Genomic DNA, 11822 nt, shown 5'->3' with positions numbered 1-11822 from the left:
GCCGATTATTAAGGTAATAGTTTGATTGAGAAAATTTGGTTCCATAACCACGTTCTGAAATATGTACTGTGGCCGCTATTGTGGCCATTAAGCTTGATATTTCAAATTATCAGCAATAAACGACGGAACGCATATCAATCCGGAAGCAAATCAGTATACAGAGCCCCACTACCTGTGATTGTGGTTGGGAATATAACTGCTGGTGGTAATGGTAAAACTCCCGTTGTTATATGGCTGGTAGAAACACTTTTAAAGGAAGGCTTTAAACCAGGTGTTGTTTCCCGTGGTTATGGGGCGAAAGCACCAAGTTACCCATTAGTTTTGAATGACTTAACACCCGCTGAGTTCTCAGGAGACGAACCCAGGTTAATCCGAAAAAGAACCGGAGTACCAGTTGCCGTCGATCCAATAAGAGCAAATGCAGTAAAAGCTTTATTAGAGCAGGGCGTAGACATAATAATTACTGATGATGGCCTGCAGCATTATGCATTGGCAAGAGACATTGAGTTTGCGGTAGTTGATGGCATGAGACGTTTCGGTAGTGAACGCTTGATACCCTTGGGTCCCTTAAGAGAACCAATATCACGATTAAATGATGTCGATTTTATTATTAATAATGGTGGGCAACCTGGTGATAATGAAATCAAGATGTCTCTCGCACCTAGTGAAGCTATTAATCTAAAAACTGGTGAGAAAAGCACAGTCTGTGACTTAAAGGCTTTAGTGGCGTTTGCCGGTATTGGTCACCCTCCTAGATTTTTCAAAACGTTGGAAAGTTTAGGTGCTGATTTGATTGATACTAAAGGTTTTGCTGACCATAAGAGTTTTAATAAAGATGAACTGCATTCTTTTTCTAGACAAGGCAAGAATGTGATTATGACAGAGAAAGATGCGGTCAAATGTGAAGAGTTTGCTGAAAGTAATTGGTGGTACTTACCAGTTACTGCTGATATTGGCATCGACGCACAACACAAAATTATGCAAAGAATTAATGAGGTTATGGAATACTATGGATCATCGTCTACTTGAAATTGTTGCCTGCCCAGTGTGCAAGGGTAAATTAACTTTTGATAAAGATAAACAAGAGTTGATATGTAAGGTTGATCGTTTGGCATATGCAATCAAAGAAGGCATTCCTGTTCTGCTGGAAAATGAAGCTCGCACCATGACAATGGAAGAGGGTAAGTAATGTCGTATACGGTTGTCATACCTGCAAGATATCAATCAAGTCGGCTACCAGGAAAGCCATTAGCTGATATTGGTGGAAAACCAATGATCCAATGGGTTTATGAGCAGTCTATGAAGTCGGGTGCTGATAAAGTGATCATTGCAACCGATGACAGCCGTGTTGAAAAAGCAGCTGAAGCTTTTGGTGCAGTGGTATGTATGACTTCACCTAACCATGAGTCTGGCACTGAGCGGCTTGCTGAGGTGATTGAACTAATGAATATTCCGGATGACCATATCATCGTGAATGTTCAAGGAGATGAGCCTTTAATTCCACCAGTGATTATTAATCAGGTCGCTTCTAATCTTGCAAATAGTTCTGCTCCGATGGCGACATTAGGTGTTGAAATTTCTCATGTTGATGAAGTGTTCAATCCAAATGCTGTCAAAGTCGTGACTGACAAAGATGGATACGCTTTATATTTCAGTCGGGCAACAATTCCATGGGATCGTGATGCTTATGCTAATAATGGTACATCGGCTGCATCCCCATTATTACGTCATGTAGGCATTTACGCTTATCGAGCGGGCTTCATCAATACCTACATTAATTGGGAGCCGAGCATCTTAGAGCGTATCGAGTGTTTAGAGCAGTTGCGTGTACTTTGGTATGGCGAAAAAATTCATGTTGATGTAGCACAAGAAGCGCCTGCCGCTGGTGTTGATACACCAGAAGACCTCGAAGCCGTTCGAGCAATTATTGGTTAAATTGTTTCGGATTATAGTGACTAGTTTTTAAGCCTCGCACATTGCGAGGCTTTTTTCTGTCTAATGAAAGCTTATTCGTATCTTGTTGACTGAAGGTAATTAAAATTGAGTTGATTGCATTCATTGGTGCATTGTTCCATACGAATTAACTGAGATTTACCTCGCTCGACTTTCAATTTTTCTTTATAATATGCCGCCTATAAAGTAGTGGCCAATCGCTAGTACAAAATAAAATTTACGACAAAACGTGGAGTAAAAGATGCCTTCTCAAAGCCCAGTGATTACGGTTGATGGACCAAGTGGTGCAGGTAAAGGTACCCTGTGTATGCTGCTAGCAGATAAGCTAGGTTTTCACCTTCTAGACTCAGGCGCGATCTATCGTGTGCTGGCTTTAGCTGCAATTCATCACGGTCTTGATACTGAATCAGAAGATGTTTTAGTTCCTCTTGCGACACACTTAGACGTGCAGTTTATTGCTGAAGGCGACTTAGTTAAGGTTATTTTAGAAGGTGAAGATGTGTCAGGTGAGCTTCGCAAAGAAGAAACCGGCATGGCAGCTTCAAAAGTGGCAGCTTTACCTCGCGTTCGTGAAGCACTGCTTCGTCGTCAACGTGCATTTAGTGCTGCACCTGGTTTAGTTGCTGATGGTCGTGATATGGGAACGGTAGTGTTTCCTGAAGCTGAAGCCAAAATATTTTTAGATGCAAGTGCAGAAGAGCGTGCGAGTCGCCGCCTTAAACAGTTGCAACAGAAGGGGTTAGATGTTAGATTTGACGACCTTTTGAGCGAGATCCAAGAGCGAGACGATAGAGATCGTAATCGCCCAGTGGCACCATTACGCCCTGCCGAGGATGCGCTTGTGCTTGATTCTACTTCGATGAATATCGAACAAGTAGTAGAAAAAGCACTACACTATATTGAATCGAAACTGGCTGGGTAATTTCACCGGGCTAGTAAGAACGTTGGTCGCAAGGATGATGACTGGCGAATTTATCAACCCCATGCGGTAGGATACCCATGGACGTTTAATTATTGAAGATTAAATAATGACTGAATCTTTTGCTCAACTCTTTGAAGAGTTTCTAAACGAAACAGAATTCCAACAAGGCAGCATCGTTAAAGGTACTGTAGTAGCTATCGAGAACGGTTACGTTCTTGTTGATGCTGGTCTTAAGTCTGAATCTGCTATCCCTGCTGAACAATTCAAGAACGCTGCTGGCGAACTTGAAGTTGAAGTTGGTGCTGAAGTAGACGTAGCTCTAGACGCTGTTGAAGATGGTTTCGGTGAAACTCAACTTTCTCGTGAGAAAGCGAAGCGTCACGAAGCTTGGATCGTTCTTGAGAAAGCTTGTGAAGAAGCTGAAACTGTTGTTGGTATCATCAACGGTAAAGTTAAAGGCGGTTTCACTGTTGAACTAAACGGTATCCGTGCTTTCCTTCCTGGTTCTCTAGTAGACGTACGTCCTATCCGTGACACTGCTCACCTAGAAAACAAAGAGCTAGAGTTCAAAGTAATCAAGCTAGACCAGAAGCGTAACAACGTTGTTGTTTCTCGTCGTGCTGTTATCGAATCTGAAAACAGTGTTGAGCGTGACGAACTTCTTGAAACTCTACAAGAAGGTACTGAAGTTAAAGGTATCGTTAAGAACCTTACTGACTACGGTGCATTCGTTGATCTTGGCGGTGTTGACGGTCTTCTACATATCACAGATATGGCTTGGAAGCGTGTTAAGCACCCATCAGAGATCGTTAACGTTGGTGACGAAATCCTAGTTAAAGTTCTTAAGTTCGATCGTGAGCGCACTCGTGTTTCTCTAGGTCTTAAGCAACTTGGCGAAGATCCATGGGTAGCAATCGCTAAGCGTTACCCAGAAGGTCACAAACTTTCTGGTCGTGTTACTAACCTAACTGACTACGGCTGCTTCGTTGAAATCGAAGAAGGCGTTGAAGGTCTAGTACACGTTTCTGAAATGGATTGGACTAACAAGAACATCCACCCTTCTAAAGTTGTTAATGTTGGCGACGAAGTTGAGGTTATGGTTCTTGATATCGACGAAGAACGTCGTCGTATCTCTCTAGGTCTGAAACAGTGTAAAGCTAACCCATGGCAGTCATTTGCAGAAATGCAAGCTAAGGGCGACAAAGTTACTGGTAAGATCAAGTCTATCACTGACTTTGGTATCTTCATCGGTCTTGAAGGCGGCATTGACGGTCTAGTTCACCTATCTGATATTTCTTGGAATGCTTCTGGTGAAGATGCAGTTCGTGAATACAAGAAAGGCGACGAGATCTCTGCAGTTGTTCTAGCAGTAGATGCAGAACGTGAGCGTATTTCTCTTGGCGTTAAGCAAATGGAAAACGACCCGTTCAACGCATACGTTGCTGATACTAAGAAAGGTACTCTAGTAAACGGTACTGTAACTGCAGTTGACGCTAAAGGCGCTACTATCGAGCTAATCGAAGGCGTTGAAGGCTACATCCGTGCTTCTGAAGTATCTCGTGACCGTATCGAAGATGCATCTCTAATCCTAAGCGCTGGTGACAGTGTTGAAGCGAAGTTCACCGGTGTAGACCGTAAGAACCGCGTAATCAACCTATCTATCAAAGCTAAAGATGAAGCTGATGAGCAAGAAGCAATGGCTACACTGAACAAGTCTGACGAAGGCTCATTCGGTAACGCAATGGCAGACGCATTCAAAGCTGCTAAAGGCGAATAATTTAGTTTTTCGCTAAGAAAGGAGCCGAAAGGCTCCTTTTTTTTGCTTATTTTTCCGATAGGTCTATAATTTCTAAAAAGAAAACCAACGAGGGTAACTATGACTAAGTCTGAATTGATTGAAAGATTGTGTGCTGAGCAAACACATCTTTCTGCTAAAGAAATTGAAGATGCTGTAAAAGATATTTTAGAGCACATGGCTACAACACTTGAAAGCGGTGACCGAATTGAAATCCGTGGCTTTGGAAGCTTCTCATTACATTATCGTGAACCTCGATTAGGAAGAAACCCTAAAACAGGTGATAAAGTAGAACTAGAAGGTAAATATGTTCCTCACTTTAAGCCTGGTAAAGAATTACGTGAGCGAGTAAACGCTGGAATGTAGTGCAACTTATCGGAATTAAAAATGCGGCATACTATAATGGTATGCTGCTTTTTTATGTCCATAATATTGCTAATATGCGTGGTCTGAATAGTAATTTTCCTGCATAATTGTCTAAGTAAACTAACTCATGAGTGATGAACTATGAAAATAATAAAAATAGTCGCGGTTATAGCACTTTTCTTAATTGCATTGGCTTTGGGCTCTCAAAACCAGAGCGTAGTTACGTTTAATTACCTGCTAGCACAAGGTGATTTCCATTTATCAACATTATTAGGTGTAGTGTTTGTTTCAGGTTTCGCACTCTCATGGGCTGTTTTTGGGAGTATGCATCTTAAATCGCAGTTGCAGGTTATTCGCCTAAAGAAAAAGCTTAGTAAACAGTCAAAATCGATTGTTGTTGAGTCAAAAGCTTAAAGCAACTAAAGGTCTAAGACTTAATGTTAGAGTTACTGTTCTTGTTATTACCAATTGCTGCTGCTTACGGGTGGTACATGGGTAATCGTAACGCTCAGCAAGAAAAGCAAAAACATTCCCATCAAATATCTCGTCAGTACGTGACGGGCTTAAATCTATTGCTATCAGATCAATCAGATAAAGCTGTAGATCATTTTATTGAATTACTACAAGTTGATAATGAAACTATTGATACGCATCTAGCTCTTGGTAATTTATTTAGATCTAGAGGTGAGGTTGATAGAGCAATACGTATCCACCAAAACTTGATTTCCCGTTCAGGTCTTACTTTGGACCAAAAGAATTTAGCACTTCAACAGCTAGCTAAGGACTACATGGTTTCAGGTTTCTTAGACCGCGCGGAAAAGATTTTTGAACAACTGGTTGAAGAGCCTGAACATAGAGAAGGTGCTTTACAGCAGTTAGTGTCTATCTATCAGCAAACACGTGAGTGGGACAAAGCCATTCATTATGCCAATTTGTTGGTTAAGTTAGGCAAGAAAAAGATGCATGCAACAGTTGCACACTTTTGGTGTGAACTGGCTATGAATGAACAGGCTGACGGTAACCAAGTTAAGGCTATCCAGTTTTTCAAAAAAGCATTAGCTGAACATCCAAAATGCGCCCGCGCGAGTATTTCACTTGGTAAATTGTATTTAGGAAATGAGCAGTACCAAAAGACAATTGATCATATGGAGCAAGTGCTTGACCAAGACATTGATTTAGTCAGTGAAGTACTACCAACTCTTGCTGATTGTTATCACCACTTAGGCCAGGAAGAGCTCCTAGTCGAGTTTTTACGCAAGTGTATAACTAAGAAAGCTGGGGTATCTGCTGAGCTCATGCTTGCTCAACTTGTTGCCCACCATGAAAATACGGGCTCTGCACAAGAGCTGTTGACTAAGCAACTAGTAAAAAACCCTACAATGAAAGGCTTTTACCGCCTAATTGATTATCATCTAGCAGAAGCTGAAGAAGGGAGGGCAAAAGACAGCCTAACTACTTTACAGTCTATGGTAGGTGAGCAACTGAAAACTAAGCCACACTATCGTTGTAGGAAATGTGGTTTTTCTACTCACTCCATGTATTGGCATTGCCCATCATGTAAAGGGTGGGGAACGATTAAGCCTATTCGTGGGCTTGATGGTGAATAGATTTTATGGTCATCAGACCAAATTAATAATTGCAGCTTTCGAGCTGCATTTTTTTGAGTGAAAATTGCACAAAGTTAATTACGTTAGGAGATGAAATGAACGATCAGAAGATTATCGTAGCACTGGATTATGATAACCAAGCAAACGCATTAGCTTTTGTCGATAAAATTGATCCAGCGACATGTAGGTTAAAAGTGGGCAAAGAGATGTTCACACTATTTGGCCCAGAGTTTGTTCGTGAATTACATAAACGTGGTTTTTCAGTATTTCTAGATTTGAAATTTCATGACATACCCAATACATGCTCTAAAGCGGTAAGAGCTGCAGCTGAGCTTGGTGTGTGGATGGTGAACGTTCACGCGAGTGGTGGTGAAAGGATGATGCAAGCATCACGTGAGATTTTAGAACCATACGGAAAAGACCGCCCATTACTCATTGGTGTAACGGTTCTGACTAGTATGGAGCAAAATGACTTAGCCGGAATTGGACTGGATTTAGAACCTCAAGAGCAAGTTATGCGATTAGCAAAACTGAGTAAAAACTCAGGTCTCGATGGTGTTGTATGTTCAGCTCAAGAAGCTTCATTGCTTAAATCTACTTTAGGGAAAGAATTCAAGTTGGTTACACCGGGTATTCGCCCTGTAGGTGCTGATATTGGTGACCAAAAACGAATCATGACCCCAACAAAAGCGGTTGAGTCGGGATCTGACTATTTAGTAATAGGTCGACCAATCACTCAGGCTGCGAACCCTTCTGAAGTATTGATGTCCATCAATAATACCCTGTTACAATCTAGCAACAAATAATAGTTCTAATAATAGCGCCTATACATGTCAATCCAATGACGCAATCGTTTAGGCGCCTTCCAATCCAGTATAAATCACTAATTCTTATCAATGTATAACTAAAGTATCTAATCTATAGTCATAAATCCTTTTTCGAGATACTCCCAAGTCGAATATTATAACTTCGTTAACTGAAAATGTTTTTTTTGAGCGCAACGTGTTTTATGAAAGCACAAAATCTGCCATAAATATGACATAACTCGATTATCTTATAAGTTGTTAAAATTAAACGTTTCATATGAATAATTTATAGATTAGAGTTTTCCACCAGTTTACAACTTTGCAATAGAACGTTTTTACATCATCTTAATAATTTACAGGATGTAAGTTACATTTAGTAATTGGTACGGAGTATTTCCAATTGTTAGCATATATTATCAGGCGATTATTATTAGTTGTGCCTACCTTTATAGGTATTACAATTTTAATCTTTGCAATAACAAGATTTGTCCCTGGTGGACCAGTAGAAAGAATGCTAGCCAGTATGCATTCGGGATCAGATAGCGCCTCAGTTAGCGTTGCTGGTAATAGTTCCGCTTTATCTGAAGATCAAATTGCAGATCTAAATGCATTCTACGGATTGGATAAGCCTGTTATTGAATCTTACCTTGATTGGCTTTCAAAAATAATCGTATTGGATTTTGGAGAATCTACTCGATATTACGAACCTGTCAGTGACATGATTGCTGAGAGATTACCTGTCTCATTATTCTATGGTGGGATGACATTCTTTATTAGTTATTTCATTTCAATTCCTCTCGGATATTTTAAAGCCATAAAGCATGGGTCAGTATTTGATTCATTTTCGTCAGTATTGATTTTTGTTGGATATGCTCTTCCTGGTTATGTAGTTGGTGTATTTCTTATTACTGTGTTCGCATACAATTTAGATTGGTTTCCTATGGGAGGCTTTGTTGGCGATGACTTTGATGATTATGAAACCGGATTAGAACAAATCAAAGACATAATGTGGCATGCAGTTTTACCATTGATTTGTTATTTGATTGGTGACTTTGCAACATTGACAATGACGATGAAAAATAATTTGATGGAAAATATTTCCGCAGATTACATTCGTACTGCGATAGCTAAAGGGCTTCCATTTAAAACAGCGGTTAAAAAACATGCTTTACAAAATAGTTTAATACCAATTGCGAGTCATTTTGGTAACTCATTATTATTCTTTATGACAGGTTCATTTTTAATTGAAGTAATCTTTAACATTGATGGTATTGGCTTACTTGGGTATGAGTCTATTATGGAGAGAGATTATCCAGTAGTAATGGGAATTGTAGCAATTAATGCAGTGATGCTGATGATAGGTAATATCCTTTCTGATCTTTGTGTCGCAATTGCAGATCCAAGAGTGAGGTTTGGTTCATGATATTTCAATTAACCCCTTTAACTCTAAAAAAGGTTAAACATTTTAAAGAAATAAAACGAGGTTATTGGTCATTAATTATCCTTTCTACTTTAATTTTACTATCTTTATTTGCTGAAGTTTTAGTCAACAGTAAAGCTTTGGTTGTTAAACAAAATAACCAATGGTTCTTTCCTGTATTTAGTGATGTAAGACTTGGTACAGATTTTGGTTTGGATTATTCAAGTGAAGCTGATTATCGTGATCTCCAAGTGCAATTTAGTCAGGCTGATAATGGCAATTTTGTCATTATGCCAATAGTTCCATGGAATCCATACGAACAGGATTTTTCAGGGGATTTTCCTCCCTTGGCTCCAAGCCTAATAACTAAGCATTACCTTGGCACAGATGTCATTGGTAGGGATATCCTTGCAAGACTAGTTTACGGATTTCGAATAGCTATGGGATTCGCGTTGATGACAATGGCAATCTCATACGTAATAGGAACAGTTGTAGGTTGTTCCATGGGTTATTTCGGTGGGAAATTCGACTTATTTGTACAAAGGCTGATAGAAGTATGGTCCATGGTACCTTTCTTGTACGTCATCATGATATTGGTATCTATAACTCAACCAACCTTCACGCTCTTTGTTGCTATTAATGTGTTATTTGGCTGGATGGGTATAACTTGGTATATGCGAACAATGACATATAAAGAGTCAGCTCGAGAATATGTCATGGCTGCACGAGCTTTAGGAGCTTCAACATCTCGAATTTTACTACACCACATCTTGCCGAACACTATGGTTATGATTGTAACGCTAGCACCTTTTACAATCGCAGCAAATATTACTGCGTTGACTGCGTTAGATTATTTAGGTCTTGGGTTGATGCCACCGACACCTAGTTGGGGTGAACTATTACAACAAGGTAAATCAAACTTAGATGCCCCTTGGATTGTAGTTTCTGTTGTGACCTCAATTGTTGCAGTTCTGGTTATGGTTACCTTCATTGGTGAAGCGATTCGCTCAGCTTTTGATCCTAAAAAATTCACACGTTACATTTAAGCGTCTTTTAGCGCTAATTTACAGGATGTACCTGATTCACAGGAAGTAATGATTATGAAAAATAAAGTAGCACTGTCTGTTATAGCAGTATTGTCGAGTATCAGTTTTTATTCGAATGCTGATGCATTACCGCAAGAGCTTACTTGGCTTTCAAATAACGCTGAACCTCTTTTTGCTTCAGAAGATGCAAAAAGAGGGGGGACATTAAGAACCTTTATACAGAGTTTTCCTCAAACTTTAAGAAGTGTTGGTCCTGATGCCAACTCAGGCTTAAGGCACTACTTCATGGATGGGGCTCCTAAACTTGTACAGCGTCATCCGAATACAGGTAAGTGGATTCCTCAACTAGCGACTGACTGGGCATTTGATAGTGATAATAGAACGGTATATTTCAAGCTTGATCCGAACGCAAAATGGTCTGATGGCGAGCAAATAACTGCTGATGACTATTTGTTCATGCTTAAATATTATCGCTCGAAAGATATTGTTGATCCTTGGTATAACGAATTCTTCTCAAACTCAATTGTCAACGTGAGTAAAATTGATGACCTTACTATTTCGGTTGAAACTGAAGTAGAACAAAGCTCTGATGCATTAATGGTTCTTATCAATATGCCGAGCAACGGTTTTCAACCTCGACCTGAACACTTCTTTGAAAATGGTAAAGATGAAAATGGCGATGGAATGGTTGATAGTTTTGTCCGTCAATACAATTTCAAAAGTGAACCTACAGCTGGACCTTACTACTTAGACAAAGTTAAAAAAGGTAAAAGCGTCACCTTTAAACATGTAGGGGATGATTGGTGGGGCTATTCAAATCGCTATTATCAAAATCGTTATAATGTCGATAAAATTAGAATTACTGTAATTCGTGATTTTGATATCGCATTAAAGCACTTTGAAAAGGGTAAGCTTGATTTCTTTGATCTAGTTCTTCCTGAATATTGGCATGGAAAATCCGACTCTGAAGGTGTTGAGAACGGTTATATTCATAAGTTCTGGGGGTTTAACCAAACACCGCAAGGAGCTGGCGGTCTTTGGATGAATACATCTCAACCTTTACTTAATGATATCAACGTGCGTAAAGGTATCATGCATGCTACGGATTACGACGGTATGATTGCTAATATTATGCGCGGTGATTATTCCCGTAAGCCGCATGGCTTAGGTTTTGGTCATGGTGAGTATGATAAAGCAGATAATAAAGCCCCTGACTTTAATCCTAAGGTTGCGGTTCAGCATTTTATTAAAGCAGGATTCGATAAAGTTGGTTCAGATGGTATCCGTATAAATAGTAAAGGTGAGAAGCTAACTTTTGCTATTACTTATGGGTATACCACTTGGACTCCACGTATTGCTTATTTGAAAGAGCAAGCCAAATTAGCAGGCGTTGAGTTTTCACTTAATCTTGTAGATGGTTCATCAGCATTCAAATACATTTTGGAAAAGAAACATGAACTTGCTTTCCTTAATATGGGCTCAGGTGAAATTCCGTCATATTGGGAATATCTGCACTCAGATAATGCAAATAAACCTCAAACCAATGCTCATACTAATTACAGCAGCCCTGAGTTAGACGCATTGATAGAAAAATATGATGCGGAATTTGATCAGCAAACACGCTATGACTTATCACATCAAATTCAAGATTATGTTACTGATGCCAATATTATCGTACCAGGTTACATGGTGCCGTATTCGAGAGCTGTTCATTGGCGATGGGTTCAATATTCAGACAATGCTATGACTAAACAAACTCAGGCCTTCTTTCATCCGATGGATATAGGCAACTTTTGGATTGATAAATCGGTTAAAACCGACACCCAAAAAGCGATGAAAAAAGACAAAAAGTATCAGCCAGTAACAGTTATTGATGATCAGTATAAGTTGTAAGCCAGAGTTAGAAC

General features: G+C 39.7%; 12 protein-coding genes. All 12 read left to right on the top strand.

The annotated features are described in order from the left end of the window. The first annotated feature begins 21 nt into the window (after positions 1-21). The 12 genes from lpxK (at position 22) to OCU78_RS08720 (ending at position 11808) form a co-directional block, all read left to right on the top strand. Positions 22-1029 carry a tetraacyldisaccharide 4'-kinase gene (gene lpxK, locus OCU78_RS08775; protein WP_137372944.1) on the top strand — a complete coding sequence of 336 codons (1008 nt, stop codon included), beginning with the start codon at positions 22-24 and terminating at the stop codon, positions 1027-1029. Continuing rightward, positions 1010-1189, top strand: a complete 180-nt coding sequence (locus OCU78_RS08770) for a Trm112 family protein (protein WP_137372945.1) — start codon at positions 1010-1012, stop codon at positions 1187-1189. The genes lpxK and OCU78_RS08770 overlap by 20 nt, the downstream gene beginning before the upstream one ends. Then, positions 1189-1935, top strand: coding sequence for a 3-deoxy-manno-octulosonate cytidylyltransferase (kdsB, locus tag OCU78_RS08765; RefSeq protein ID WP_137372946.1), 747 nt, complete (start codon positions 1189-1191; stop codon positions 1933-1935). Before OCU78_RS08770 ends, kdsB begins: the two co-directional genes overlap by 1 nt. Positions 1936-2194: 259 nt before the next feature. Next, positions 2195-2875 carry a (d)CMP kinase gene (cmk, locus tag OCU78_RS08760; RefSeq protein ID WP_137372947.1) on the top strand — a complete coding sequence of 227 codons (681 nt, stop codon included), beginning with the start codon at positions 2195-2197 and terminating at the stop codon, positions 2873-2875. Between the two features lie 106 nt (positions 2876-2981). Continuing rightward, positions 2982-4652, top strand: a complete 1671-nt coding sequence (rpsA, locus tag OCU78_RS08755; RefSeq protein WP_137372948.1) for a 30S ribosomal protein S1 — start codon at positions 2982-2984, stop codon at positions 4650-4652. A gap of 99 nt (positions 4653-4751) precedes the next feature. Beyond that, the gene (gene ihfB / locus OCU78_RS08750; protein ID WP_137372949.1) at positions 4752-5036 is read left to right on the top strand and encodes an integration host factor subunit beta; all 285 of its coding nucleotides are present in this window, start codon (positions 4752-4754) and stop codon (positions 5034-5036) included. Between the two features lie 141 nt (positions 5037-5177). After that, positions 5178-5450, top strand: a complete 273-nt coding sequence (locus OCU78_RS08745; RefSeq protein WP_137372950.1) for a LapA family protein — start codon at positions 5178-5180, stop codon at positions 5448-5450. 23 nt (positions 5451-5473) lie between these two features. Next, positions 5474-6643, top strand: a complete 1170-nt coding sequence (lapB, locus tag OCU78_RS08740; RefSeq protein WP_137372951.1) for a lipopolysaccharide assembly protein LapB — start codon at positions 5474-5476, stop codon at positions 6641-6643. Between the two features lie 95 nt (positions 6644-6738). Then, entirely contained in the window at positions 6739-7449 is a 711-nt protein-coding gene (pyrF, locus tag OCU78_RS08735; protein WP_137372952.1) for an orotidine-5'-phosphate decarboxylase, read from the top strand. Between the two features lie 400 nt (positions 7450-7849). Next, positions 7850-8872, top strand: coding sequence for an ABC transporter permease subunit (locus tag OCU78_RS08730; RefSeq protein WP_137372953.1), 1023 nt, complete (start codon positions 7850-7852; stop codon positions 8870-8872). Beyond that, positions 8869-9915 (top strand): ABC transporter permease, encoded by a 1047-nt coding sequence (locus tag OCU78_RS08725; protein WP_218940997.1) that lies wholly within the window; start codon positions 8869-8871, stop codon positions 9913-9915. The genes OCU78_RS08730 and OCU78_RS08725 overlap by 4 nt, the downstream gene beginning before the upstream one ends. A gap of 54 nt (positions 9916-9969) precedes the next feature. Beyond that, positions 9970-11808 carry an extracellular solute-binding protein gene (locus OCU78_RS08720; RefSeq protein ID WP_137372954.1) on the top strand — a complete coding sequence of 613 codons (1839 nt, stop codon included), beginning with the start codon at positions 9970-9972 and terminating at the stop codon, positions 11806-11808. Positions 11809-11822: the final 14 nt, after the last annotated feature.

The sequence above is a fragment of the Vibrio gallaecicus genome, from assembly GCF_024347495.1.
Taxonomy (GTDB): domain Bacteria; phylum Pseudomonadota; class Gammaproteobacteria; order Enterobacterales; family Vibrionaceae; genus Vibrio; species Vibrio gallaecicus.
This window is presented reverse-complemented; position numbering and strand designations above follow the sequence as displayed.

Excerpts from the sequence above, each read along its gene's own strand:
- OCU78_RS08745 (WP_137372950.1), top strand. The coding sequence starts at position 5,178 with ATGAAAATAATAAAAATAGTCGCGGTTATAGCACTTTTCTTAATTGCA.
- lapB (WP_137372951.1), top strand. The coding sequence starts at position 5,474 with ATGTTAGAGTTACTGTTCTTGTTATTACCAATTGCTGCTGCTTACGGG.
- pyrF (WP_137372952.1), top strand. The coding sequence starts at position 6,739 with ATGAACGATCAGAAGATTATCGTAGCACTGGATTATGATAACCAAGCA.
- kdsB (WP_137372946.1), top strand. The coding sequence starts at position 1,189 with ATGTCGTATACGGTTGTCATACCTGCAAGATATCAATCAAGTCGGCTA.
- ihfB (WP_137372949.1), top strand. The coding sequence starts at position 4,752 with ATGACTAAGTCTGAATTGATTGAAAGATTGTGTGCTGAGCAAACACAT.
- OCU78_RS08725 (WP_218940997.1), top strand. The coding sequence starts at position 8,869 with ATGATATTTCAATTAACCCCTTTAACTCTAAAAAAGGTTAAACATTTT.
- cmk (WP_137372947.1), top strand. The coding sequence starts at position 2,195 with ATGCCTTCTCAAAGCCCAGTGATTACGGTTGATGGACCAAGTGGTGCA.
- OCU78_RS08720 (WP_137372954.1), top strand. The coding sequence starts at position 9,970 with ATGAAAAATAAAGTAGCACTGTCTGTTATAGCAGTATTGTCGAGTATC.
- rpsA (WP_137372948.1), top strand. The coding sequence starts at position 2,982 with ATGACTGAATCTTTTGCTCAACTCTTTGAAGAGTTTCTAAACGAAACA.
- OCU78_RS08770 (WP_137372945.1), top strand. The coding sequence starts at position 1,010 with ATGGATCATCGTCTACTTGAAATTGTTGCCTGCCCAGTGTGCAAGGGT.